21 protein-coding genes and 3 tRNA genes are annotated in these 23,867 nt (G+C 54.9%); 13 read left to right on the top strand and 11 right to left on the bottom strand.

The window, feature by feature from the left end; all coding sequences use genetic code 11:
- Positions 1-15 precede the first annotated feature (15 nt).
- The 4 genes from csrA (at position 16) to ACN0V1_RS08690 (ending at position 858) form a co-directional block, all read left to right on the top strand.
- Positions 16-213 (top strand): carbon storage regulator CsrA, encoded by a 198-nt coding sequence (csrA, locus tag ACN0V1_RS08705; protein WP_417544614.1) that lies wholly within the window; start codon positions 16-18, stop codon positions 211-213.
- A gap of 127 nt (positions 214-340) precedes the next feature.
- A tRNA-Ser gene (locus ACN0V1_RS08700) sits at positions 341-430 on the top strand.
- Positions 431-495: 65 nt separating this feature from the next.
- A tRNA-Arg gene (locus ACN0V1_RS08695) sits at positions 496-572 on the top strand.
- Between the two features lie 209 nt (positions 573-781).
- Positions 782-858, top strand: a tRNA-Arg gene (locus ACN0V1_RS08690).
- A 327-nt stretch (positions 859-1,185) separates the two neighbouring features.
- Here ACN0V1_RS08690 and ACN0V1_RS08685 read toward each other — a convergent pair.
- The 5 genes from ACN0V1_RS08685 to ACN0V1_RS08665 form a co-directional block, all read right to left on the bottom strand.
- On the bottom strand, positions 1,186-1,764 hold the full coding sequence (locus tag ACN0V1_RS08685; RefSeq protein WP_417544613.1) for a winged helix DNA-binding protein: 579 nt from the start codon (positions 1,762-1,764) through the stop codon (positions 1,186-1,188).
- A 37-nt stretch (positions 1,765-1,801) separates the two neighbouring features.
- Positions 1,802-3,106: a TRAP transporter large permease gene (locus ACN0V1_RS08680; RefSeq protein WP_417544612.1), complete on the bottom strand. Its 1,305-nt coding sequence runs from the start codon at positions 3,104-3,106 to the stop codon at positions 1,802-1,804.
- A gap of 4 nt (positions 3,107-3,110) precedes the next feature.
- A complete protein-coding gene (locus tag ACN0V1_RS08675) occupies positions 3,111-3,650 on the bottom strand; it encodes a TRAP transporter small permease (protein ID WP_417544611.1) in 540 nt (179 codons plus the stop codon).
- A 94-nt stretch (positions 3,651-3,744) separates the two neighbouring features.
- Positions 3,745-4,767: a TRAP transporter substrate-binding protein gene (locus tag ACN0V1_RS08670; protein WP_417544610.1), complete on the bottom strand. Its 1,023-nt coding sequence runs from the start codon at positions 4,765-4,767 to the stop codon at positions 3,745-3,747.
- A gap of 284 nt (positions 4,768-5,051) precedes the next feature.
- Positions 5,052-5,864 carry a prolipoprotein diacylglyceryl transferase family protein gene (locus ACN0V1_RS08665; RefSeq protein WP_417544609.1) on the bottom strand — a complete coding sequence of 271 codons (813 nt, stop codon included), beginning with the start codon at positions 5,862-5,864 and terminating at the stop codon, positions 5,052-5,054.
- Between the two features lie 161 nt (positions 5,865-6,025).
- Between ACN0V1_RS08665 and ACN0V1_RS08660 the strand changes: the two genes are divergently transcribed.
- Entirely contained in the window at positions 6,026-6,766 is a 741-nt protein-coding gene (locus tag ACN0V1_RS08660; RefSeq protein ID WP_417544608.1) for a 5-oxoprolinase subunit PxpA, read from the top strand.
- Positions 6,767-6,772: 6 nt separating this feature from the next.
- Here the strand turns inward: ACN0V1_RS08660 and ACN0V1_RS08655 are convergent, their stop codons facing one another.
- The gene (locus ACN0V1_RS08655) at positions 6,773-8,629 is read right to left on the bottom strand and encodes a methyl-accepting chemotaxis protein (RefSeq protein ID WP_417544607.1); all 1,857 of its coding nucleotides are present in this window, start codon (positions 8,627-8,629) and stop codon (positions 6,773-6,775) included.
- A 298-nt stretch (positions 8,630-8,927) separates the two neighbouring features.
- Positions 8,928-9,464 carry a DUF2058 domain-containing protein gene (locus ACN0V1_RS08650; protein ID WP_417544606.1) on the bottom strand — a complete coding sequence of 179 codons (537 nt, stop codon included), beginning with the start codon at positions 9,462-9,464 and terminating at the stop codon, positions 8,928-8,930.
- Between the two features lie 107 nt (positions 9,465-9,571).
- Here ACN0V1_RS08650 and dbpA point away from each other — a divergent pair, with 107 nt between their 5' ends.
- The 5 genes from dbpA to ACN0V1_RS08625 all read left to right on the top strand — a co-directional run bounded on the left by dbpA (position 9,572) and on the right by ACN0V1_RS08625 (position 15,994).
- Positions 9,572-10,945 (top strand): ATP-dependent RNA helicase DbpA, encoded by a 1,374-nt coding sequence (dbpA, locus tag ACN0V1_RS08645; protein WP_417544605.1) that lies wholly within the window; start codon positions 9,572-9,574, stop codon positions 10,943-10,945.
- 218 nt (positions 10,946-11,163) lie between these two features.
- Positions 11,164-11,415: an OadG family protein gene (locus ACN0V1_RS08640; protein ID WP_417544604.1), complete on the top strand. Its 252-nt coding sequence runs from the start codon at positions 11,164-11,166 to the stop codon at positions 11,413-11,415.
- 45 nt (positions 11,416-11,460) lie between these two features.
- Complete coding sequence (oadA, locus tag ACN0V1_RS08635; RefSeq protein ID WP_417544603.1) at positions 11,461-13,239, top strand: sodium-extruding oxaloacetate decarboxylase subunit alpha; 1,779 nt, start codon at positions 11,461-11,463, stop codon at positions 13,237-13,239.
- A 14-nt stretch (positions 13,240-13,253) separates the two neighbouring features.
- Entirely contained in the window at positions 13,254-14,576 is a 1,323-nt protein-coding gene (locus ACN0V1_RS08630) for a sodium ion-translocating decarboxylase subunit beta (RefSeq protein WP_417544602.1), read from the top strand.
- Positions 14,577-14,755: 179 nt separating this feature from the next.
- The gene (locus ACN0V1_RS08625; protein WP_417544601.1) at positions 14,756-15,994 is read left to right on the top strand and encodes a cation:proton antiporter; all 1,239 of its coding nucleotides are present in this window, start codon (positions 14,756-14,758) and stop codon (positions 15,992-15,994) included.
- Positions 15,995-16,069: 75 nt separating this feature from the next.
- Here ACN0V1_RS08625 and ACN0V1_RS08620 read toward each other — a convergent pair whose 3' ends face one another.
- The 3 genes from ACN0V1_RS08620 to imuA are packed head-to-tail and all read right to left on the bottom strand — an operon-like array spanning position 16,070 to position 21,306.
- Positions 16,070-19,192 carry an error-prone DNA polymerase gene (locus tag ACN0V1_RS08620; protein WP_417544600.1) on the bottom strand — a complete coding sequence of 1,041 codons (3,123 nt, stop codon included), beginning with the start codon at positions 19,190-19,192 and terminating at the stop codon, positions 16,070-16,072.
- Positions 19,192-20,610 carry a Y-family DNA polymerase gene (locus ACN0V1_RS08615; protein ID WP_417544599.1) on the bottom strand — a complete coding sequence of 473 codons (1,419 nt, stop codon included), beginning with the start codon at positions 20,608-20,610 and terminating at the stop codon, positions 19,192-19,194. Before ACN0V1_RS08615 ends, ACN0V1_RS08620 begins: the two co-directional genes overlap by 1 nt.
- Before the next feature lie 6 nt (positions 20,611-20,616).
- The gene (gene imuA / locus ACN0V1_RS08610) at positions 20,617-21,306 is read right to left on the bottom strand and encodes a translesion DNA synthesis-associated protein ImuA (protein WP_417544598.1); all 690 of its coding nucleotides are present in this window, start codon (positions 21,304-21,306) and stop codon (positions 20,617-20,619) included.
- Between the two features lie 144 nt (positions 21,307-21,450).
- Between imuA and ACN0V1_RS08605 the strand changes: the two genes are divergently transcribed.
- On the top strand, positions 21,451-21,798 hold the full coding sequence (locus tag ACN0V1_RS08605) for a 4a-hydroxytetrahydrobiopterin dehydratase (protein WP_417544597.1): 348 nt from the start codon (positions 21,451-21,453) through the stop codon (positions 21,796-21,798).
- Between the two features lie 6 nt (positions 21,799-21,804).
- On the opposite strand, the gene ACN0V1_RS08600 is transcribed toward ACN0V1_RS08605, so the two are convergent.
- The gene (locus tag ACN0V1_RS08600) at positions 21,805-21,981 is read right to left on the bottom strand and encodes a DUF2897 family protein (RefSeq protein WP_417544596.1); all 177 of its coding nucleotides are present in this window, start codon (positions 21,979-21,981) and stop codon (positions 21,805-21,807) included.
- A gap of 239 nt (positions 21,982-22,220) precedes the next feature.
- On the opposite strand from ACN0V1_RS08600, the gene yghU reads away from it, so the two are divergent.
- Both yghU and ACN0V1_RS08590 read left to right on the top strand, forming a co-directional pair.
- Positions 22,221-23,102 carry a glutathione-dependent disulfide-bond oxidoreductase gene (gene yghU, locus ACN0V1_RS08595; protein ID WP_417544595.1) on the top strand — a complete coding sequence of 294 codons (882 nt, stop codon included), beginning with the start codon at positions 22,221-22,223 and terminating at the stop codon, positions 23,100-23,102.
- A 30-nt stretch (positions 23,103-23,132) separates the two neighbouring features.
- Positions 23,133-23,858, top strand: coding sequence for a ZIP family metal transporter (locus ACN0V1_RS08590; protein WP_417544594.1), 726 nt, complete (start codon positions 23,133-23,135; stop codon positions 23,856-23,858).
- Positions 23,859-23,867 lie beyond the last annotated feature (9 nt).

Raw genomic sequence — 23,867 nt, 5'->3', positions numbered from 1 at the left:
TAGGGAGTAAGGGATATGTTGATTTTAACACGCCGCGTTGGCGAAACTCTGATGGTCGGTGATGACGTGACGGTTACCGTGCTTGGGGTGAAAGGAAATCAAGTGAGGATTGGGGTGAATGCGCCGAAGGAAGTTGCCGTGCACCGGGAAGAAATTTACCAGCGCATCCAGTCTGAAAAAGGCGTGGATGATCCTGAACCTGGCAACAGCTGAGTATTGAAAAACACCTTTCACGTAAGACTTGGGCGGTTTTTTTGTTTTCAGTGAAAACCAAGGCTAAAAAAATCGTGTCAAGCCTATGAAAACAGAAAAATTATGGTAGTATACGCCCCGTTCTCAAGGAGAGGTGGGTGAGTGGCTGAAACCAGTTCCCTGCTAAGGAACCGTACGCGAAAGCGTACCGAGGGTTCGAATCCCTCCCTCTCCGCCATTTTCTTTTTATAAGGAAACCGGAACAGGTTGAAGTAGCATTCAACCACAACAAGTGATCAATGCGCGGCTGTAGCTCAGCTGGATAGAGTACTCGGCTACGAACCGAGCGGTCGGAGGTTCGAATCCTCCCAGCCGCGCCACTTTTATAAACTGATGATATGTGAACCCGGCATTCGAGCCTTTCTCATAGGTCAGACAGGATTTGAACCGAAAGAGGTTCGACCGAGGCACACGCAGTGTGCTGAGGAACGCCAGAGCGCAGCGACGGCGGCCCCGAAGGGGTAAGGGCTGAAAGCCCGAATAATCCTCCTGTTGGCATACATCCCAATGTGTGGATAGAAAGTTATTGGCGGCTGTAGCTCAGCTGGATAGAGTACTCGGCTACGAACCGAGCGGTCGGAGGTTCGAATCCTCCCAGCCGCGCCATATTCAAGTCAAAACGCCTCAGCTTGTGGACCTCACAGCCTGAGGCGTTTTGCATTCTATAGCTGGGAGAATTTGAACCGAAAGAGGTTCGACCGAAACCTGCAAAGCAGGTTGAAGAACGCGGGAGCGCAGCGACGGCGACCCCGAAGGGGTGAGGGCAAAAGGCCCGAATAATCCTCCCAGCCGCGCCATATTCAAGTCAAAACGCCTCAGCTTGTGCACCTCACAGCCTGAGGCGTTTTGCATTCTACAGCTGGGAGAATTTGAACCGAAAGAGGTTCGACCGAAACCTGCAAGACAGGTTGAGGAGCGCGGGAGCGCAGTTGCTTAAAGTGAGGCAGCTGAACGCGCAGCCTGGTCATAAAGCCCCGATATGCCTCTCAGGAAGCCTGCCACCGCTCCGGTGTCTGCGCCAGAGAATCCTAAAGTCCGCAAGGAGTCCACCAGACATTCTTCACGGATTTCACGGTAGCGACGACATACCCCCTTGCCTTTTTCAGTGGCGGAATAATAGGTCTCTTTACCGTGTCTCTCTGATACAACAACCTCGTGCTTCAGCAGCTTCCTGAGTGCATAGGTCACGGTATGGCTATCTTCTACATTCAGTACCAGGCAGATATCAGCGGTTTTTTTTGCGCGGTCACGATGGTTCACACTGTGCAAAACCAGTATGTCCAGAGGGCTTAGCTCCGGCAGGCCCGCCGCGTTCATACAGCGCACCATCCATCGGTTAAAGGCATTGCCGGCTACGATCAGCCCGAACTCCAGCTCGGATAATTCCATTGCGCTGTCAGAGGCGAGGTGAGCGGACGACACTATGGGGCCGACTTTACGGTGCGCGGCGCCTTGGTCTGGACTTTGCGAAGAATCCTTGGTTTTTTTCATGATAAAGAAGGTGCTCTTCATTAACGGTGTTTCTTTGGCTTACCCGTTCAACGTCGCTCTACTTACCCATTTTTCCGGGCAGATAGGTGACGATTTCCGGGAACAGGGTGATGAGGATCACGCCACTCAGGATCAAAAGGAAGTAAGGCAGTGCGGCCCAGGCAATTCGCAGAATGTTTTCTCCAGTCAGTCCCTGGATCACGAAAAGGTTGAACCCGACTGGCGGAGTAATCTGGCTCATTTCCACGACGATGACGAGGTAAATACCAAACCACAGGGGGTCAATGCCAGCGGCCTCAACCATTGGCAGAATGACCGACGTGGTCAGCACCACAACCGAAATGCCGTCCAGAAAGCAGCCCAGCAGAATGAAGAACAGGGTCAGTGCCATTAACAGCATATAAGGTGACAGGCCCAGAGTGTCGATCCAGGCGGCAAGCTCGCGCGGGATGCCGGTAAAGCCCATCGCACTGGTCAGGAAGTGGGCGCCTATCAGAATAAAGGCAATCATTGACGAGGTTTTTACGGTTCCCATTAGCCCGCTTGAAAAGGTGTTCCAGTTCAGTGAGCCGCTTTTCCAGGACAGAAGGTGTGCCAGGGCCACACCGATCGCGGCTGATTCCGTGGGCGATGCCAGCCCTGTGTAAATCGATCCGATAACACCGACGATCAGTAGCATCACAGGAATAAGGGGGCGGCTGCGGCGTACTTTTTCCCCGAAGGAGAAGGACTCAGCTTCACCTGCAGGCACGCCGGACGGATTCATCAGGGACCAGATCATGACATAGCCCGCAAACAGAGACATAAGCATCAAGCCGGGCAGGATGCCTGCAACAAACAGGCGCGCGATGGACTGTTCCGTTGCCACTCCGTAAACAATCAGAATGATGGAGGGAGGTATTAATAGGCCCAGAGTTGCTGATCCTGCCAGCGTACCGAGAATCTGGTTCTTGTCGTAACCACGGTTGGTCAGTTCCGGTATCGACATTTTGCCGATGGTTGCGGCTGTGGCAGCAGAAGAACCAGAGATCGCCGCGAAAATGCCGCAGCCTATGATGTTGGTATGCAGCAGTCGCCCGGGTACTTTACCAACCCAGGGGGAGATGCCCCGGAACATCTCTTCGGACAGACGCGAACGAAACAGAACCTCGCCCATCCAGATGAACATGGGAAGCGCTGCCAGATCCCAGGACACACTGGCGCTGTAAAACGCCGTAGAAAGACTGTCACCCACCGGGATGCCGCTGAAAAAAAACAGCGCAATGCAGCCAATGGTGGTTAATGAAAAAGCGACCCACAGCCCGCTGGCAAGAAGCGCCAGAAGTACGCATAGCAGCAGCAAACTCATCCAGATCATTTCCATGAGCTTACTCCTGAGGTGCTTCGTTTTTGAGTTCGGTAATCCTGCCACTGACGAGCAAAAACAGCGCGTCCAGCAGAGCAATCAGCAGCCAGACCAAACCGAGAGTCATGGCCGCCTGCGGAATCCAGAGTGGTACCGGCACCATGCCAATTGAGAGGTCGCCATAATCGAGGCTGTCGAGTGCCAGCCGTGCGCTGTGCCACGCGGCAAAGCCGGTAATGGAAGCAGCAACCAGGGTTACCGCTATATCCATGATGCGATGCAGTGGCTTGGGTAGATACTGGAGTACCAACGTGACGCGGATGTGACCGCCCTGCCAGAAGGTATAGGCAAGACCAAAAAACGTTGCGCCAAGCAGCATGAATGCGGCAATTTCCGCAAGCCCCGGCACGTTAAGCCCCAGAGCATCGAAGCCGGCCCATCCCAGCAGTTTGTCCAGTACGCGGCCCAGCACCTGAGCCACAATCAATACCATGATGAGAGTCAGGTGCACTGCGGAAAGTGCACCTCCCAGTCTGTAAAAGGCATCAAGTGCTCTGCGCATGGGCCCGTCCTCTTGTTGTGACCCGTATTGCAGGGAAGGAGTCATTCATATGTCAGGACACCCGACTGCCGGTTGTCCTGACGTTGCCAAGTGATTACTGCTTGTTGTAAGCGTCAAGCAGGGCCTGACCGCTTTCGCCTGCGCGCCCTAGCCATTCCTCAGTCATGGTTTCGCCGATTTTTTGCAGACGCTTGATCAACTGCGGTGAGGGTTCGGACACCTCGATGCCGTTATCACGCATGATTTGTATCTTGGCTTCCGTTTCTGCTTTGCTGGCGTCCCAGCCCCGCTTTTCTGCCACTTCGGCAGCGTTTTCCAGCGCTTTTTGGGTTTCTTCAGGCAGGCTGTCAAAGGCTTTGGCATTTACAACAACCATGTTTTTGGGTAGCCACAGCTGGGCATGATTGAAGTGCGTCAGGTAGTCCCACGCTCGAGTGTTGGCACCTGTAGAGGGGGAGGTGATCATGGCATCAACACGGCCGGTGCCAAAGGCGGTCGGAATGTCGGGTACTTCAACCTGAGTTGGCAGTGCGCCAAGCAAGTCGGCAAGTTGTTCGCTGGATTTATTGTAGGCGCGCATTTTTACACCCTTCAATTCTTCGCCGGTGTTAACCGCAAACTGGGTGTAAATGCCTTGAGGGGGCCAGGGCACCGCAAAAAGCAGTTTCAGACGCTGACCTTCGAGGCGCTGGGCGAGCACATCTTTCGATGCCTGCCAGAGTTTCCAGGCCTGGTCATAGTCACTGGCGAGGTAGGGTACTGAGTCAACCTCAAACAGCGGATCTTCGTTTGCGAGGCGCGACATGATCAGCTCGCCAATAGGAACCAGGCCGCGGCGAACGGAATTTTTGATTTCCTGATGTTTGATCAGAGAACCACTGCTGTGAACTGTAATGTCCAGTTCGCCGTCGGTAGCGTCCCGCACATCGTCAGCAAACTGGCGGATGTTGACGGTGTGAAAGTTGGAGTCGCCGTAGGGCGTGGGCATATCCCAGTCCGTGGCCTGGGCACTGCCGACAGAAAACGTAAGGGCTGCGGCTGTGAGCACACCGCCAAGGCGCCTTATATAAGGCTTGGAAACCGAGTGTTGGCGAGAGGATCTGGTGCTATTTTGCATGATGTTTGTCTCCTGGCACTGACGTACACGATGGGTGTCAGCTGTGTCTGTTGTTGTATTTTTAAAGCACGGAACCGAATGCAGTTATCCAAGCCTGTTGTGTGCTTTGTCTGATCAAAATTAGTTGTCCGGCAGTCTGCTGTCAAACCTGTGTTGAAAAATTATAGATAAACTGTAGCTGTAACATCGATAATTTATCAATAAATTGTTTTTATGGCGTGTGATGTGGCAGGTATAAAAAAAGCCCGGAGCAAGCCCCCGGGCTACATATGATCTCTTCCATCTCAGTCAGTGTTAAAGCTTCTGAGGTTGTGCGCCAGTGAGGCCCGCGAAAGCTCACCAAGGTGTACATTCACCTGCTGACCGTTGGCGTCGTAAAACAGTGTCGTTGGCAGGGCCTGGCTGCCGATGGTGCGGCCAAGTCTGGCACTGGTGTCCGTCAGAACATTCTGGAGTGAGAGTTTGTGCTGACTCATAAAGCGAATGATTGTTTCAGGCTGCTCACCCTGGTTCACATAAACAAAGGTGATGTCCGGATTCTCCTGTTGGGCCTTTTCCAGTACCGGCATTTCCCGGATGCAGGGCGGGCACCAGCTGGCCCATAAGTTGACGACCATGGGCTTGTCGTCAGCTACTTCTGCAAGCGCAACCGCACTGCCGTCCAACAAAGTGAACGTTGTCTGGGGCAGGCCTCTGGAACTGCTCTCCATCAGGGTTGCCAGCAATGATACAGAGCCCCAAACCAACAAGCCTGAAGCGCTTGCAATGGTGAGCGATCTGCGGATTTTCGGTTGGCGCCAGAGCTTCCAGGCGATGAGCGCCATCGCGCCAGCCAGTCCGGCGATAACACTGAAGCCGCCGTCCCTGATATCAATAATGCCCCAAAGGTTATCCCGATAGTGTTCGAAGTACTGGGCAACAAAGCCGATACGCGCCGCCACCAGAGCAGCGAGAAAAATATCAGACAGGGTGCCTGCTATGGGAACACCTTCTTTGCGCCCCGTAATGGCGCCAACAATCAGGGCGATTACAAACGCGCTGAGCAGCAGAAGCTGAGCCAAAGACAGGCTCAGCGGGCCGATACTTACCGTTAACATCATTACTCCTCGTTATGGTGGCAGGCCTACGACCTCCCGTTTACGCATGAGTTCCCCGCTGCAATTGGTGTAGACTTCAGAGACGCTGAGATATTTGGAGTGAATGGCGGGTTGCTTGGTCTGCTATTTATTTACGCATCAGACAGGGTACGGGTACTGACATGTTATTGAATTGTGACATTGGTGAAAGTTATGGCGCCTGGACGATGGGGCTGGATGATCAGGTGATGCCGTATATCGATCAGGCAAACATAGCCTGCGGCTTTCATGCTGGGGATCCACTGGTTATGCACAAAACCGTGGGGCTGGCGCTGAAGCACAAGGTAACTATGGGCGCGCACCCGGCGTACCCCGATTTGCAGGGTTTCGGGCGACGCTCTATGGCTTGCAGTGCTGATGAAATTCACGCCATGGTACTTTATCAGGTTGGCGCGCTGGGCCAGATTGCCGGTGCGCAAGGCGGAAGCCTCAGCTACGTCAAACCTCATGGCGCGCTCTATAACGACATGATGCGCAACGAATCCATTCTGAGGGCTATTCTCGACGCGTTACGTCAGTCTCCGGGAGAACTTGCGCTTATGGCAATGACCACCGCCGACAACCAGCCGTTGAGAGCCTTGTGTGCAGAGTACGGAGTCGATTTGCTGCTGGAGGCCTTTGCTGATCGCGCCTATGACGAGGAGGGGTACATTGTATCCCGAAAAACGCCAGGCGCAGTGCATCATGATTCAGACACTATTCTGCGCCAGGTACTGGCCATTTCAAGGGGCGAGACGATACAGACCATCACGGGCAAGCCGCTGTTCCTTGAGGCGGACACTATTTGTGTACATGGCGACAACCCGGAGTCAGTTGCCGCAGTGCGTGCTATTCGCAAGACGCTGGAGGCGCAAGCAAGCTGAGCGTTTTCACAGCCTGAACCGGGATACCAGCGTCTGCAACTCGCTACCAAGCCTGGCAAGCTCTGAACTGGAGCTGGCGGTTTGATTTGAGGACGAAGCAGATTGATCGGTAACGTCACGAATGCTGGTGATGTTCTGGTTGATCTCTTCCGCTACAGACGTTTGCTGTTCCGAGGCTGTTGCAATCTGATTGTTGTACTGCTTGATTTCTTCCACTGCCCGAGTGATCCGCTCAATAGACGCGCCTGTTGCAGTGGCCCGTTCGAGGGTGTCAGAAGCCAGGGTTGCGCTGGATTTCATCGCAGATACCGAGTTTTCTGCACTGCTTTGCAGGGACGTTACAAGGGCCTCAATTTCCTGAGCGGAACTCTGGGTTCTTTGGGCCAGGGAGCGCACTTCATCGGCAACGACGGCGAAGCCACGGCCTTGCTCGCCGGCCCGGGCAGCTTCAATTGCTGCGTTCAGTGCCAGCAGGTTAGTCTGTTCTGCAACGGACTTGATGACATCCAGAACCGTTCCTATGTTAGCGGTTTCCGCTTGCAGGCCCTGGATGATTTCCATGCTCTGGCTTACTTCCTTTGCCAGCCCGTTCACCTGGCTCACGGTTTCCCTGACTTCGTGTTCACCTTCCGTAGCCTGGTTGGCAGCATCGGAGGCAATTGCAAACGCCTGCTCTGCGTTGCGGGCAATTTCCGAAACGGTTGCCGTCATCTGGTTCATCGCCGCGGCTACCTGATCGGTTTCGTGTTTTTGACGATGGATCCCGTCGCTGGTCTGGCTGGTAACCGTCGAAAGCTCTTCGGCAGACGCCGCGATGTTGGACGCGCCGGATTCAATGCTTCTAACCATTTCCCGCAGGCCGCTGACCATGGTTGCGAGAGCCGCCATCAGTTTACCTATCTCATCTGTCCGGTTGTTGTCGATGCGAACCGACAAGTTACCGGAAGCAACTTCTGAAGCGATTGCAACGGCATGATTGATGGGTGAGGTGATCGCCCTGGTAATCAGGTAGGCCATCAGAATGCCCAGCAGCACTGCTATGCCAGTTGCGCCAAAAATCAGGGTGGTCGCCTGCTTGCGGTCGGACTCCATTTTCTCCGCCTGCGCCTCGCGCAGGCTATTCGCCGATTCGGTAACGCGGCTGGCCGTTGTGACCATGTCCTGAGAAAGCTGTTCGCCGGATTCGGTAAGCCTCACGACGCTCTGGAATTCGTTTGAGTAGGATTCAAGAGCCTTCGCTACCTGTGCTTTTTCTTCCGCGCTGATGGAGGCGGATTTCAATGGCCCCTGCATTCGTTTTGCATCTTCCAGATACGATTTAACACTGTTGGAATCTCGCTCTACCAGGAACTTTCGCTCCGCGCGGCGCATATCCTCAAACATCGCCGATGCAAAAAACAGAGAGCTGTGTGCCTTGAGTGAAGACCCGAGTATCCGAGCCTTGGTTTCAAGGCTGCTGAGTGCTTCATCCCGCTGGGTGGTATTTACTTTTACATCGCTCATCAGTGATTGATATTGCTGTATATCAGCTTGAATGCTTTCCAGGGTGCTGATGTCAGCGTTAACAGCCAGCAATGGCTTGATACGCTGGGTAATACCAAGCACGTCGTCACCGTGGGCACGGGATGCCTGTACATTCTTTATATCGCCCGACAGCAAAAAGTTCTTTTCTTCGACTCTTGCTTCTGTAAGGCCTGTGTTCACCTGTCCCAGCATGGTTACGATATCTGAGCGCTGGCTGTAGGTCTCTAACGCCTGGTTGCCAACAACACCTACAACAATGGTGAGCAGTAATAACAGCGCAAAGCCGCCAGCCAGCTTGCTCCGGATGGTCATATCGCCGAAGAAGGTTGCCAGTTTCATAGTGTTTCCTTAGCCTGATGGCAATGCCAGCGACGCCATTCGGTTGATGCGATGGAAGATAGAATGACGCTCCTGATACAGAAATGGAGAGGTCAGCCTTTTTTTTACAGCTGTATTAAGAATGTTTTCAGGCTCGGATTCCAGTTCTTTAAAGTAACAGTTGATTGCTGGACGTCTTGATGTGACACACAAAGGTGTTGCTGGGAGGAACGTCATCCCGGGCACGAGAGTATGGATTGCCGGGTGCTATGCAGAGGGAGTAGCCGGTTCTGATTGATCAGGAAACCGGCACCAGCGACTACCACATGAGGTCGTCCGGGATTTCATAGCCCGCGTAAGGGTCATCGTCACCCACATCGTCTTTGTTGCGTTCGTGGAGTACCACCACAGCCTGCGCATCACGCTCTATTATCTTGCGGGCCACGCCATCTGCGACAATTTCGTAATGATCATTGACGAACACAATGGCAAGCCGACCGCGTGATAGCTGGTCAGCCTGGATGTCGTCCACATACAGTTTTTTGATTTTTTTATCGTGAACGAACTGATAAGACGTTTCACCCCGGCTGCGATCCAGTCGATTGGTATCCACCAACTGGCGAATTTGGGCCTGGATGGCCTTTTTCTCGGCTTCCTGCTGGCGCTTGAGGTTCAACTGACGATCACGCTCTGCTTTTTCTTCACGGGCCTGACGAGCACGGACTTCTGTCTCATTGACCTGCACGGAGCCTTTGGGCTGTTGTTTACGCTGTTTGTGTTTCTCATTGCGAATAGCCTTGGCCTTTTTCGGGTCGGCCAGGCCCGCTTTCATTAGCTGATCCTGCAGGGACGGCATGGGATAACTCCATTAATTGGTCATAAATTCTGGTATTCTATCGCAACAGTATACGCCCTCGTGTCGACCTTCTTAACCAGCAACCGCTGATTCCGGGATTTTCTTGTATGCCTTCCTTTAAAGATCTTGAGCTGTCTCCAGCCATGCAGGCCAATCTTGCACAATTGGGCTTTTCCAAGCCGACGGACATTCAGGCCCGGGCGCTGCCTCACTGCCTGGCCGGGCGTGATGTGATCGCGATGGCCCAGACCGGCAGCGGTAAAACAGCGGCTTTCGGTATCGGGCTGATCGAAAGCCTCAGACCGAAACTGTTTGCGGTTCAGGGCTTGGTGCTGTGCCCGACCCGCGAGCTGGCGGATCAGGTTGCAAAGGCACTACGGGAAATGGCCCGGGCGCAGGAGAATATAAAAGTTCTCACCCTTTGTGGCGGTGTGTCCATCGGACCACAGATTGGCTCTTTGGCTCACGGTGCTCATATTGTTGTGGGTACTCCGGGGCGCATCGCTGACCACCTGCGCAAAGGAACCCTGGATCTGAAGCGCGTCACGACGTTGGTGTTGGATGAGGCGGACCGGATGCTCGATATGGGATTCCAGGACACAATGGAAGAGATTCTTGGCTATATCCCAAAACAGCGCCAAACGCTTATGTTTTCGGCTACCTGGCCAGAATCGATCCGCAAGCTCAGTGCGGGTTTTCAGCAGGACCCGGTGGATGTGCGTGCACAAACCCAGAGCGGTAATACGGATATCCAAGAGCTGTTCTACGAAATTCCTGCCCAAGAGCGCACGCGAGCTATCGTCAGTTTGCTGTCTGAGCAGCAGCCAGCTTCATGCCTGGTGTTTTGCTCCATGAAGCAACAGTGCGACGAGCTGGCGGCAGAGCTGGGTAGCCAGGGCTTCTCAGCGTTGGCTTTGCACGGTGACCTTGAACAACGTGAGCGAGATAGCGTACTGGTGCAGTTTGCAAATCAAAGTTGCCAGGTGCTTGTAGCCACAGACGTTGCGGCCCGCGGGTTGGATATTAAGGCGCTGCCACTGGTGATCAACGCCGAGCCTGCCCGCGACCCGGAAGTGCACACTCATAGGGTGGGGCGCACAGGACGTGCAGGTGAGACAGGGCTGGCGGTTACGTTGTGCAGCCCGGCTCAGGGCCACAAAATCAACCGTCTTGAGAGTGAGCGTGGACGCCCAGTGGTCTGGGGTGATACGGAGATCTTGCTTTCGGTTCCCGCGCAGCCGCTGGTGCCTGCGATGAAAACCCTTTGCATTGCCGCTGGGCGTAAGGAAAAGCTCCGGCCGGGTGACGTGCTTGGCGCGCTTACCGGCGAAGCGGGGCTGAGTGGTAAATCCGTTGGTAAGATTGATTTGTTTGATTTTCAATGTTTTGTGGCGGTAGAGGCAGGGCAAGCCAGGCGCGCACTGAAGCGCTTTGAAGATGGAAAAATAAAGGGTCGCAAGCTAAGAGTCAGATTGGTCTGAGGGCGGGTGTTACAGGCTTTTTTTGCGCACCGGACGTGCCGGGTAACGCTCGGAAAGTCCGTATAGCCATTTGCATTTTGGTTGCTCACTGCGTGCGAAACCGGTAAATTACGCAGGATTTTGCCTCCCGGTTTATTTCGGCGCGCCATAAGACTTAAGTCTTGAGTGCGTCGGTTTTCCGGAAAAATACATAAATCAATAACAGGTAGCTATTCAATATGGATGACCTGATGTCACAAGCCATTGATCTGATGGTTGCGGGTATGGGTTTTGTGTTCGCGTTCCTGATTATTCTGGTATTCGCGACTCTGCTTATGTCCAAACTGCTTACCCGTTTTGCAGCGCCTGAGCCGGCAACCCCGGCCAAATCACCTCGTGCCAAGTCTAAGGCGCCTGTATCAGTTGACCCTGATACGGCAGAGGCCATCAAAAAGGCAATTGCTAAATTCCGGTCACGCCACAAGAAGTGACCCGGTAACCGATTAGATAGAACCTTTAAACAGAAGGCTGACACGATGACTGACACAAAGAAACCGCTGGGGATTACGGACGTTATACTCCGCGATGCCCACCAGTCCCTGCTTGCCACCCGTATGCGGCTTGACGACATGCTGCCCATTGCCGAGAAACTCGACAAAGTCGGTTTCTGGTCTCTGGAATCCTGGGGTGGGGCTACCTTCGACTCCTGCATTCGTTATCTGGGCGAAGATCCCTGGGAGCGTATCCGTGAACTGAAAAAAGTAATGCCCAACACGCCCCAGCAAATGCTGCTGCGTGGCCAGAACCTTCTGGGCTATCGGCATTATGCGGATGATGTGGTAGAGCGGTTCGTTGACCGTGCCGCCGAAAATGGCGTAGATGTGTTCCGTATTTTTGACGCCATGAACGATCCCCGCAATTTGGCGACCGCTATCAAGGCCGTCCGTAAAACCGGCAAGCATGCACAGGGCACCATCTCATACACCACCAGCCCGGTGCACACCGTTGATATGTGGGTTGAGCTGGCAAAAGAAGTCGCAGATATGGGGGCAGACTCCCTTGCCATCAAGGACATGGCGGGCATTCTTAAGCCGTATGTGGCCTTTGAACTGGTTAGTCGCCTGAAGAAAGAGCTGGATATCCCGATTCACATGCAGTGCCACGCGACTACGGGCATGTCTACCGCCACAGCCCTTAAAGCAGCGGAAGCTGGCATTGATAACGTGGATACGGCCATCTCTTCAATGAGCATGACTTATGGCCACTCGCCCACTGAGGCGATAGTTGCCATCCTTGAAGGTACAGACCGTGATACCGGCCTTGACTTGAATCTGCTTGAAGAAATTGCCAGCTACTTCCGCGAAGTTCGTAAAAAGTACGCCAAGTTTGAGGGCAGCCTCCGCGGTACCGATTCCCGTATCCTGATTGCTCAGGTGCCTGGCGGCATGCTGACCAACATGGAAGGCCAGCTCAAAGAGCAGAACGCTGCGGACAGATTCGACGAAGTACTGGCCGAGATTCCCAGGGTTCGTGAAGATCTGGGGTTCATCCCGCTGGTAACGCCGACCTCCCAGATTGTGGGCACCCAAGCCGTACTAAACGTTCTGACCGGTGAGCGTTATAAGTCCATTTCCAAAGAAACCTCTGCGATCCTGAAGGGTGAATACGGCTCCGCGCCAGCGCCGTTCAATAAGGAGCTGCAAGAGCGGGTTCTGGATGGAAAAGACGCGATTACCTGTCGCCCCGCCGATAATATTGAACCCGAAATGGACAAGCTGACCGACGAGCTGAAAAAACTGGCGGACGAGAAAGGCATCAAGCTGGCAGATAACACCGTTGATGATGTTCTGACTTATGCGCTGTTCCCGCAGATTGGCCTGAAATTTCTGGAAAACCGTGGAAACGCCGACGCGTTTGAGCCTGTTCCAGCGGCTGCCGATGCAGCGCCTGCCAAGCAGTCCAGTGGGCCGGAAACTTACACCGTCGATGTTAACGGCAAGAAGTTCGTGGTTGCGGTCTCTGAAGGTGGTGAGATTTCCCAGATTCAGGGTGAAGGTGGTGCTTCCGCTTCCGCTGCGGCGCCAGCTCCGGCTGCCGGAGAAGGCGAGCCTGTTATTGCGCCCCTGGGTGGCAACATTTTCAAGGTGTTGGTTTCACCGGGCGAGGCCGTTGAAGAAGGCGATGTGCTGATCATTTTGGAAGCCATGAAAATGGAAACCGAGATTCGCGCACCAAAGGCCGGCACTGTCGGTGAAGTCTTCATCAAGGTTGGTGACGCCGTCGCTCCTGATGATGAAATGCTGACAATCGCATAAAGGGCCAGCATTCCATGGATAAAATGATGACGTTGTGGACAGGCAGTGGCCTGTTTAATCTATCAATCGGCCAGTTCTTCATGATCTGTGTCGGTTTGCTCCTGCTGTTCCTTGCGATTCGTAAGGGCTTTGAGCCATTGTTGCTGATCCCCATCGGGTTTGGCGGCATTTTGGCGAATATCCCGGAGGCTGGGCTTGCCCTGTCTGCCGCAGAAAATGCCATCCATGTCGCGAATCCTGATGCGCTCTTAGCGCTTGCCAGCGTTCTGGATGTAGGCTTCCAGGCAGGCCAGGTGGTCACCCCAGAGGTGCTGGGTGCATTTAAGGAGGCATATAAGGTCGCGGATTATGCGACGGTTCAGCAGGCCGGTGTGGTTGCTCAGACTCTGGGTTACACCAACGGTATGCTTTACAACTTCTACACGGTTTCGATTGCCAGTGGTGCGGCACCGTTGATCATCTTCATGGGTGTGGGTGCCATGACGGATTTTGGTCCGTTGCTGGCGAACCCTAAAACACTGCTGCTTGGCGCGGCTGCTCAATTCGGTATTTTCGGTACCGTTATTGGTGCAGCACTGCTCAACTGGAGTGGTGTGATGGACTTCACCATCCTTGAAGCGGCGGCTATTGGTATCATCGGTGGTGCTGATGGCCCGACGTCCATTTACGTGTCGAGCATTCTCGCGCCGCACCTGCTGGGTGCCATCGCGGTTGCCGCCTACTCTTATATGGCTCTGGTTCCGATGATCCAGCCGCCTATTATGAAGGCGTTGACGACGAAGAAAGAGCGTGCGATCAAGATGTCTCAGCTGCGCCCGGTAGCCAAGAAGGAAAAGATCATTTTCCCAATTGTGGTGCTGGTTGCAACTGCGTTGTTCCTGCCAGATGCAGCGCCGCTGTTGGGTATGTTCTGCTTCGGTAACCTGATGCGTGAATGTGGCGTGGTGGAGCGTTTGAGTGACACGTCCCAGAACGCGCTGATCAACATTGTGACCATTTTCCTTGGTCTCTCCGTTGGTTCCAAGCTGGGTGCAGACAAGTTCCTGGATCTGCAGACTCTGGGCATTCTGTTGCTGGGTATGGCGGCCTTCTGCGTGGGCACCGCCTGTGGTGTTCTGATGGCAAAGCTGATGAACAAGCTAACCAAGGAGCAAATCAATCCGTTGATTGGTTCTGCGGGTGTATCTGCGGTGCCAATGGCAGCCAGGGTGTCCAACAAGGTTGGTCTTGAGGCAAATCCGCAGAACTTCCTGCTGATGCATGCCATGGGGCCTAACGTTGCTGGTGTTATTGGTTCGGCTGTTGCTGCGGGTGTGATGATTAAGCTGCTTGGCTGATCGTTTCTTCGTAGTGTTTAAAACCCCGTCTTGCTTTGGCTTGGCGGGGTTTTTTGTTTTCAGTAGCCGACATGAAGCACCTCCTGTCGATTGCAATGAAAGCGCAGGCAAGCGGTGGAAGTGAGCGAGCGTATCTGATCCAATTGTTGCCTGATCCCGCGGGCCAAGTGAGGGAATACATGACACTGTTTGAAATCGTCGCCATCCTATTAAGTCTCTCCGCGTTGTTCAGTTATATAAATGCCCGGTTTATCGGTCTACCAACGAGTATTGCTGTGATGGCGTTTTCGCTGGCGTTCTCGTTGGTTCTGGTCGGTATTAACTATCTGGGCGGGCAGGATTTGACCCGTTGGGCAGAGCAACTGATTGCTCAGGTTGATCTGAGTGAAACATTGCTGAACGGCCTGCTGAGCTTTTTGTTGTTTGCTGGTGCTCTGCACGTAAATCTTGATGATCTGGCCGACCAGAAATGGCTGGTGGCTCTACTGGCGACCCTGGGCGTAGTAGTCACCACATTCCTGGTGGGATGTGCCATGTGGTTGGTGCTGGGCTGGCTCACTATTCCACTGCCATTTATCTACTGCCTGCTCTTTGGCGCCGTGGTGGCGCCCACCGACCCGGTGGCGGTGTTGGCCATTCTTAAATCGGTAGACACCCCGAGGGCGTTGTCTACCAAAATTGCGGGGGAGTCTCTGTTCAATGATGGCGTTGCGGTGGTCATGTTTATCGCCATTTTGGGCATTGCACAGGGGGATAGGGAGGCGACGTTTCAGGGGATTGGCTTGCTGTTTTTGGAGGAAGTAGCAGGTGGGTTGGTGTTGGGGTTTGTTCTGGGGTGGGTGGGGTATTACCTGCTGCGTGGGCTCGACAATTACCAAGTCGAAATTCTGGTTACCATTGCCTTGGTAGCCGGGGGCTACGCGCTTGCCAGTCGGTTGCATATGTCCGGTCCATTGACTGTGGTGGTCGCGGGATTGATGATCGGTAACCACGGTCGACGGTACGCAATGTCGGAAAAAACTGAGCGACAGTTGGATACGTTCTGGGAATTAATCGATGAGGTACTGAACGCGGTTCTGTTTTTGCTGATTGGTCTGGAAGTTCTGATCGTCACCTTTGAGTTGCCGGTACTGTTGGCTGGACTTGCAGCGATTCCGCTAGTGCTTCTGGCGCGACTGGTGGCGGTGGGTGTTCCGGTGATGGCGTTAAAGCCATTCCAGGAACATACCTCAAGCTCCATTCTGGCGTTAACATGGGGCGGCCTGAAAGGTGGCATATCCGTTGCGTTGGCATTGACGTTACCCGCAGGCCCCGAGCGGGATCTGATTTTGCCGATGGCCTACGCGGTGGTGGTATTTTCCATCCTGTTTCAAGGCTTGACGGTAAAGCGGTTTTTGGGGCGCGCGGCGGCGGAATAGCTGGTTGGTACCACCGACTGTTAAGGAACACGACGACTTCATCGCTCAAAATCTGGTGAATTAATCAGCGCTTCCCTAATGAAAGTCACGGGAATTGATCGGAAGTGCCTTTATGAGGTGACTCAGATCCGAGAGCTTTCCCGCCATGACATGAACAATTTCTCCCTCCCTTTCCAGAATACCTTTCACGTGCAACAGTCGCGCGGTGAGTAACGGCTTGCGTTGCCGGCGGGCGGTTTCCAGCCAGACGACGACGTTCACGTTGCCGGTTTCGTCTTCCAGGGTTACGAAGGTAACGCCGGAGGCGGAGCCGGGGCGTTGGCGGCCGGTTACCAGGCCGGCTACCTGTACGGGTATGCCGGCTTTTGTGGTTTTGAGTTGTTCGGCGCTGAGGCAGAACTGTAAGTGGCCTTGTTCCCGGAGCAGGGCCAGTGGGTGGCGTTGGAGGGTGAGGCCCTGGCTGGCGTAGTCGGCGAGGACGTTCTGGTCCTCGGTGGGTTTCGGTAGTTGGCTGCAGGTTTCCAGCTCGTAGTTTTCGTCATCTTCTGCTGCAGCGAAAAGCGCAGAGGGTTTTTCATAGCCCAGCAGTTGCCAGTATGCCTGGTGGCGGTTGGCCGCGAAGGTGGGCATGGCGTTGGCGCCGGCGAGGAGTTCCATCTCACGCTGGTTGAGGCCCGCCAGGCGACGTAATTCGGCGGAGGATCGGTAGCCGGTTTCGGGGCGGTTCTGGCACAGACGTTCGGCGGCGCTTGCTGGGAATCCCTGGATGATTCTCAGGCCCAAGCGCAGTTGGTGATCAGGGCCTTCCAGGGTGTGGCCCCACTGGCTGCTGTTGATGTCTGGCGGTAGTGCCACCACGTTGTGGCGTTTGGCGTCCTGTACCAGTTGTGACGGAGAGTAGAACCCCATGGGTTGGCTGTTGAGCAGGGCGCAGTAGAAGGCGGCTGGGTAGTGGCGTTTGATCCAGGCGGAGACGTAAACGAGCAGGGCGAAGCTGGCTGCGTGGGATTCCGGGAAGCCGTAGCCGCCGAAGCCGCAAATTTGCAAATAGAGGCGTTCGGCAAAGTCGGCATCGTGGCCGCGTGCAAGCATGCCGTTGATGAGTTTTTCCCGGAACGGGGTCATGTCGCCGTGGGATTTCCAGGCGGCCATGGCGCGACGCAGCTGGTCGGCTTCGCCAGCGGTGAATCCGGCGGCAACCATGGCGAGTTTGATGACCTGTTCCTGAAAAATGGGCACGCCCAAAGTTCGTTCAAGCACGCCTCGGACGGCGTCGTTGGGGTAATCCACCGGTTCCAGCCCATGCTTGCGGCGAAGGTAAGGGTGCACCATGTCGCCCTGAATGGGGCCGGGGCGAACGATAGCAACTTCGATCACCAGGTCGTAATAAGTTTCGGGCTTCAGTCTGGGCAACATGTTGATCTGGGCGCGGGATTCCACTTGGAATACGCCGATGCTGTCGCCTTTTTGCAGCATGTTGTAAGTAGCCCGGTCTTCCTGGGGAATGTCCTGCATGCGAAAGAGTTGACCTTTCTGCTGACTGATCAGCTCCAGGGCTTTGCGAATGGCCGTGAGCATGCCCAGTGCAAGCACGTCCACCTTCATCAGGCCCAGGCTTTCCAAGTCGTCTTTGTCCCACTGGATAACGGTACGATCGGCCATGGCGGCGTTTTCGACCGGCACCAGTTCGGCTAGCGGTCCGGAGCTGATCACAAAGCCGCCCACATGTTGAGACAGGTGGCGGGGGAAGCCGAGTAGGGTATTGACCAGGGCAAAGAACTGGTCGGCGACTTTCGGGTTTCGGGTCAGACGTTTATCGAGAATCTGCTGACGCCAGTTGGTGGCTTTGTCACGCCAGTCAGTGCCTTCCAGTAACTGTTCCACCAACGCCGGATCAAACCCGAGGGCCTTGCCAACGTCGCGGATGGCACTGCGGGGGCGGTAGCGGATAACTGTCGCTGCCAGTGCAGCCCGCTCCCGGCTGTAACGCCGGTAGATATACTGGATAACTTCTTCCCGGCGCTCGTGCTCAAAATCCACATCGATATCCGGCGGCTCGTTTCTGTCTTTGGATATAAAGCGCTCAAACAGCAGGTCTACCTGGGCCGGATTTACTTCGGTAATCCCCAGGCAATAGCACACGGCAGAATTGGCGGCGGAGCCACGGCCCTGGCACAGAATGCTGCGGCTACGGGCAAAGGCCACAATGTCATGGATGGTGAGAAAGTAGTGCTCATACTTCATCTCTGAAATCAGCCCCAGCTCCTTGCGTATCAGGGCCTGAACAGACATTGGGGTGCCTGCCGGGTAGCGTTGCTGTTCACCTTCCCGAGTTAACCGCTTCAGATAGGCCGCCGGGGTTTCCCCTTCCGGTACAAGATCCGGAGGGTACTCGTAGCGCAGGCTGCCGGGCTCAAAGGTGCACTGCTGGGCAATGCGCAAAGATTCCTCCAGCCAAGGCTCGGGAAATAAACGTTGCAGCACTGGTAACGGGCGCAGGTAGCGCTCACCGTTCTGGAACAGACAGTGGCCGGCATTTTCCAGATTGGCGTGATTGCGCAGGGCAGCGAGTACGTCCTGTAAGGGCTGGCGCTCCCGGCTGTGCATGTGAACTTCGCCGGTGGCGGTAATCGGGCAGCGCAGGTGTTCAGAAAGCCAGCGAGCCCGGGCCAGTTGCTGTTCCTCGCTGGATTCCAGGGTGCGGGCGGCGGCAATCCAGAGGCGATGCTCAAATAGTCGGAGTAACCATTCACCACAGGCCAGGGCCTGGTCCGCGTCGGCTTGCACCGGAGAGGGCGGTAGCCACAGGCACAGGCAGTCATCCATAGCGTGTGTTTCTACATCATTATGGAATAGCTGGTACTGGCCTTTTTCTGCCCGGCGGCGAGCGGTGGTTATAAGCTGGCAAAGCTGGCCATAGCCTCTGCGGGTTCGGGCCAGAAGAATAAACCGGGGGGTACTGGCATTGGGCGGGGCGTCGTCCAGCTCAAACCAGCTCCCGGTAATCAGCTTTACGGGGCTCTCTTTCAACGCCGTCCAGGCACGAGGTATGCCCGCCACCGAGCAGGCATCGGTGATCGCCAGCGCGGTATATCCAAGCTCTGCGGCGCGTTCCGCAAGCTCATGAGGATGAGACGCCCCAGTCAGGAAGGTAAAGTTGCTGAAACAGAACAGCTCGGCGTAAGACGGTTCACTCATCAGCCAAACCATCCATGCACGAACCAGCCTTCCCGAACGTCACGGAACACCCAGGCTAACTGGCCATTATTCAGTTGAGCAATGTAATAATCCCGATGGACCCGCTGGCCGTCCCACCAGCCACCGCTGATCCGCTCCGGGCCGGTAAACCATGCTTGCGGGATTTCCGTAAGTGGTTGCGGCCCTCGTAGAAGCCATAAGGGGCGTTGAGGCAGTTGGCTGGCCGTTGTTTTCATAACACGGCTTGTACGTCGCACTTCTGACGCGCTCCAGGCTCGTTCGGGCCGGTGATCTGCCTGGGGTGCAAGCTGTTTCAGGGCGTTTTCCCCAAGTCTTGCCTGCAGTCGGCTCATCAGAGTGTGCCAGGCTTCGTTCAGGTCCTGGCTTTCGCCCAGCAGATCCTGTCCGTCGGAGGCTTCCCGTCCAAGAAACCGCTTAACAGTCAGGCGCAGCGATACAACCGGAGCTTGCAATGGCTGTTGCTCAAATCGCAGGTTGATCAGATTGAGAAACGCTTCCGCCCGGTGTTCCGGGCCGGATGTGCGGATGCGCAGGCGCGTTGGTTCAGCGTGCCGGTGCCGGAGCACTAGCAGTAAGCAGTCGGTATCCTGCTGGCGCCAGCACAGATCCTTTTCCAGCTCAGAAAGTATGCGCTGCAATGGGAACAGCAGCCCCTGTGATTGTTCAATGTCCTGCACAAAATCTGCTTGCTGCCGGAAGTAATGGGGTGGTTGCCAGGGGGCTTGAGGGTCGGGCCTGGAGCCCTGAATTTTCTGGATATACGCCAGGGTTTCCGGGGACAGCCGGCGCGCCATCTCTGCTGGCGGTAAACTGAATACCTCTCCGAGAGTATTCAGTCCAAGCCGTTGCAGGCGCGTGCAGGTGCGTTCGTCAAACTCTGCAGCCAGTAGCGGCATCTGACCAAGGGTTTGGAGAATACAACCTTTATCGGACGAGCATTCTCCCTTGCCGTTACGTGCAATCAGGCGGGCGGCCAATGGTGTGTGACCAATACCTGGCCAAGCGGTAAGCTGGCGCTCATGCAGCACTTCTTCTACTGTCTGCCATACAGCAGAAAGACCACCATACAACCGTTGCAAGCTGCCTATTTCAGCTAACAGTCCGTTTGGTGGAACCAGAACAATATGCGCTGCATAGCGGTACAGCCAGCGGGCCTGGTCTTCCAGAATCCGGGCCTCCTGCTGCTGATCTGCTCTTACTATGCCCAGCTCGGGCACCAGGCTGACTGCTGTTTTAAGGCGCATGCCAGCGCCCACGCCCAGATCCCGGGCAGCGGGGCAGGCCTGTATCACTCTTTGTCCGGAACCCTCCACAATCACCAGCGCAGCCACGTTTTCACCGGAACGGCGAATGTGGTCCAGCAGCAAGTGAGGGAAGTGCAGGTACAGCCAGAGCATGAAGAATTACCGGGTTGATGCAGGCCAGGGGCCTTGAACCACACGAGGTGCTTCACGATGAAACAGGCCCGCCCGGTGAACCATAGCAAGCGAGCAGCCCTGACCGGGCCAACTGCCGCGGCGCTTCACAATATTTATTTTCAGCCCTTGCTGGTCGCCTGGCGCGAGCTCAAGACGTAAGGCTGCAGGGGAGTTCTGCCCGGCATAGTGGCGCTCACGAAAAAGCACGCAAACGTTACTGCCGGCTTCGGCGGCCAACTGTAAACGCCGGATTTCTCGGGCCGCCAGTTTCCCGGGCCAGGCCATCACCAGGCCGGTGACTGGAGAACGCAGGCAGTTTTCCAGCGTCCACAGAAAATCGCCTTTATCTTCTGTATGGATCATGATCACCTGATTCAGGTTGATGTCTCCCCGAGCCAGTGCGGGAGCGTAGGGCGTGTGCGGAGGGTTTAGCCAGAATACGGTTTTACCGGCCTGCGATAGCCGCTGCATTAGCGGCATTAACAGAGTCAGCTCACCAATACCGGGCACATCCAGCAGGCATTCACTCAAAGCGCCCCGGGGCCAGCCGATGCCTCCAAGCTGGTTGTCCAGGGCCTGATAGCCGGTTAGCTCCGCCAGCTGAGTGGTTTTGTTGTGTTTGTGCCCCTGCCAAACACGGGCATCCTGCATTAGCGTGTTAAGAAGCTCGCTCATGGTGTAATCTCGGAATACTGTTTAAATGTACAGTATTCCGAAGGAGGCCTGATTTCAAGAAGCTGGTTGATAAATTGAGTAACCGAACCCATCCTGTATCAGGAGCGACGGTAAAAAATCCGGATATAAACTCGGAGGTTATGCATGAGTGGACTGACTGATCAGCACTGTGAAGCTTGTAATGCGGATGCTCCCAAGGTAACCGATGAAGAAAGACGCACGCTGCACAAAGACGTTCAGGACTGGAGCATCCTTGAAGTGGACGGCGAAGAACAATTACGCCGAGAGTTTAAATTCAGGAACTTTGTTCAGGCCCTGGCTTTTACCAACAGGGTTGGTGAGTTGGCGGAGGCTGAAGATCATCACCCGGCTATCCTTCTGGAGTACGGCAAGGCGACCATAAGCTGGTGGACCCATAAGATCGGCGGCTTGCACAAAAACGATTTCATCATGGCAGCGAGAACGGATTCCGCTTACGGCGATATGCAGTAAACTGGCTTACCACTGCTCATCGTCTGCTTTTTCCTGCGCCTCGAGCTCTGCTTTACGCTTGCGGATCTTATCCATTTTGTCTTTCGGGATATGCATACTGTTGGCAGAGTCGCGCAGTATGACAAGGCTGCCTACAATCAGGATCACGGCAACGAGCAGAAAAATCCATCCTATCATTGGCATACGTCAGGCTCCCTTGTTGTTGGAGTGGTTTTCTTTATGGTGGGGTATCCCAGCCAGGTTGGCGGAACACACCATCCCCTATCAAGCATTATGGCAGTGTCTGCCGAAAACAGGAGCGCTATCAGGTGGTAAAACTATTACAGATCGATTTTCCGTTGACTGGCGGACCGGTCTAAGGATCCGATTTCAGCACAGGCAGGTTCATCAGCAAACAAGCCGCAATCAAGGAGCCCGTAAATATGAGCGATTCCAGCTACATCCCGCCCAAAGTCTGGAAGTGGGAGTCTGCAAGCGGTGGCGCTTTTTCAAATATCAATCGCCCCATTGCGGGCCCGACTCACGAGAAAGAGCTGCCGGTCGGCAAGCATCCTTTCCAGCTCTATTCGCTGGCTACACCAAACGGTGTAAAAGTCACGATTATGCTGGAGGAGTTGCTGGAACTGGGTATCAGTGAGGCTGAATACGACGCCTGGCTGATCCGCATTAACGAAGGCGAGCAATTCGGTAGCGGGTTTGTGGGTGTTAACCCTAACTCCAAGATTCCAGCGCTGCAGGATCGCACTCAGGACCCTGCTGTTCGAGTGTTTGAGTCGGGCTCCATTTTGCTTTATCTGGCGGAAAAGTTTGGTCGGTTTCTGCCTGCGGATCCGGTTGCCCGTACCGAGACACTTAACTGGCTGTTCTGGCAGATGGGCAGTGCGGCGTTTGTCGGCGGCGGCTTCGGACACTTCTTTGCCTATGCGCCCGAAAAGTACGAGTATCCGATTAACCGCTATACCATGGAAGTCAAACGGCAGCTGGATGTGCTGGACCGCCAGTTGGCCAATAACCGGTATGTTGCCGGCGATGAATACACTATTGCGGATATGGCCATCTGGCCCTGGTATGGCGCGCTGGTAACCAACAAGGTTTACGATGCGGCCGAGTTTCTTGAGGCGCACACCTACACTAATGTAATGCGCTGGGCTTTGGAAATTAAAGATCGGCCAGCTGTACAGCGTGGACGAATGGTGAACCGCGCTTGGGGCGAACCCGAAAGCCAGCTTCATGAACGTCACGACGCGAGCGATTTTGAGCACAAAACCCAAGACAAGCTTGCCGGGGCCCCTGACGATTCCTGATTCATCACCTTTTTCAGTCCAGGCTTTCTGATGAGTTCTGAAATAGTCTACATTGTTGGTTTGACCACGCTTGCCGGTATCTGTATTCCCCTTGGCGGATTACTGGCAAGCGTTGAACGCATCGGCCCCAACTGGTTGGAACAGGAGTTTCGGCACTTCCTGATCGCTCTGGGCGGTGGCATTTTGCTTGGTGCCGTGACCATTGTGCTGATACCGGAAGGGCAGTCGAGCATTGGTGACTCGTTCTGGGCCATACCCGCCATAATTGCCGGTGGTGTGCTGTTTTTCTGGATCGAACGAATGCTAGGTGTTCATCACAGGGAATCACCACAGTTAATGGGCGTGATGCTGGATTTTGTGCCGGAAGCTGCTGCTCTGGGTGGGCTAATTATAGTTAACCCAAGCCTCGCGCCCTTGATGGCCGTGCTGATTGCCATGCAAAACCTGCCTGAAGGGTTTAATGCCTACCGTGAGTTTCGTTGCAAGCCAGGTTATACCCCAAAAAAGACTCTGGCAGTGATGACAGGCCTTGCAGCGACTGGGCCCATTGCAGGGCTTCTGGGGTATTTTTTCCTGTCCGGGCAGCCTGTGGTTCTGGGAACCATCATGCTGGTGGCATCGGGAGGAATTCTGTACCTGATTTTTCAGGATATTGCTCCCCAGTCCCGGTTGGACAAGCACTGGGGGCCTCCGCTTGGCGCGGTGATCGGTTTTTGCCTGGCGCTGTTCAGCGACATGCTGGTTACGCAGGCCTGAGGCCTGAAA

The organism is Marinobacter sp., from assembly GCF_048266785.1.
Lineage (GTDB): Bacteria > Pseudomonadota > Gammaproteobacteria > Pseudomonadales > Oleiphilaceae > Marinobacter.
Note: the sequence above shows the minus strand (reverse complement) of the source record. Positions and strands in the feature narration are given on the sequence as shown.

Coding starts and splice junctions, on each gene's coding strand:
- ACN0V1_RS08600 (WP_417544596.1), bottom strand. CDS start 21,981: ATGCCAATGATAGGATGGATTTTTCTGCTCGTTGCCGTGATCCTGATT.
- ACN0V1_RS08630 (WP_417544602.1), top strand. CDS start 13,254: ATGGATAAAATGATGACGTTGTGGACAGGCAGTGGCCTGTTTAATCTA.
- csrA (WP_417544614.1), top strand. CDS start 16: ATGTTGATTTTAACACGCCGCGTTGGCGAAACTCTGATGGTCGGTGAT.
- ACN0V1_RS08590 (WP_417544594.1), top strand. CDS start 23,133: ATGAGTTCTGAAATAGTCTACATTGTTGGTTTGACCACGCTTGCCGGT.
- ACN0V1_RS08640 (WP_417544604.1), top strand. CDS start 11,164: ATGGATGACCTGATGTCACAAGCCATTGATCTGATGGTTGCGGGTATG.
- ACN0V1_RS08660 (WP_417544608.1), top strand. CDS start 6,026: ATGTTATTGAATTGTGACATTGGTGAAAGTTATGGCGCCTGGACGATG.
- ACN0V1_RS08650 (WP_417544606.1), bottom strand. CDS start 9,464: ATGCCGTCCCTGCAGGATCAGCTAATGAAAGCGGGCCTGGCCGACCCG.
- ACN0V1_RS08680 (WP_417544612.1), bottom strand. CDS start 3,106: ATGGAAATGATCTGGATGAGTTTGCTGCTGCTATGCGTACTTCTGGCG.
- ACN0V1_RS08625 (WP_417544601.1), top strand. CDS start 14,756: ATGACACTGTTTGAAATCGTCGCCATCCTATTAAGTCTCTCCGCGTTG.
- ACN0V1_RS08620 (WP_417544600.1), bottom strand. CDS start 19,192: ATGAGTGAACCGTCTTACGCCGAGCTGTTCTGTTTCAGCAACTTTACC.
- ACN0V1_RS08615 (WP_417544599.1), bottom strand. CDS start 20,610: ATGCTCTGGCTGTACCTGCACTTCCCTCACTTGCTGCTGGACCACATT.
- yghU (WP_417544595.1), top strand. CDS start 22,221: ATGAGCGATTCCAGCTACATCCCGCCCAAAGTCTGGAAGTGGGAGTCT.
- ACN0V1_RS08655 (WP_417544607.1), bottom strand. CDS start 8,629: ATGAAACTGGCAACCTTCTTCGGCGATATGACCATCCGGAGCAAGCTG.
- ACN0V1_RS08665 (WP_417544609.1), bottom strand. CDS start 5,864: ATGTTAACGGTAAGTATCGGCCCGCTGAGCCTGTCTTTGGCTCAGCTT.
- dbpA (WP_417544605.1), top strand. CDS start 9,572: ATGCCTTCCTTTAAAGATCTTGAGCTGTCTCCAGCCATGCAGGCCAAT.
- oadA (WP_417544603.1), top strand. CDS start 11,461: ATGACTGACACAAAGAAACCGCTGGGGATTACGGACGTTATACTCCGC.
- ACN0V1_RS08670 (WP_417544610.1), bottom strand. CDS start 4,767: ATGCAAAATAGCACCAGATCCTCTCGCCAACACTCGGTTTCCAAGCCT.
- ACN0V1_RS08675 (WP_417544611.1), bottom strand. CDS start 3,650: ATGCGCAGAGCACTTGATGCCTTTTACAGACTGGGAGGTGCACTTTCC.
- ACN0V1_RS08685 (WP_417544613.1), bottom strand. CDS start 1,764: ATGAAGAGCACCTTCTTTATCATGAAAAAAACCAAGGATTCTTCGCAA.
- imuA (WP_417544598.1), bottom strand. CDS start 21,306: ATGAGCGAGCTTCTTAACACGCTAATGCAGGATGCCCGTGTTTGGCAG.
- ACN0V1_RS08605 (WP_417544597.1), top strand. CDS start 21,451: ATGAGTGGACTGACTGATCAGCACTGTGAAGCTTGTAATGCGGATGCT.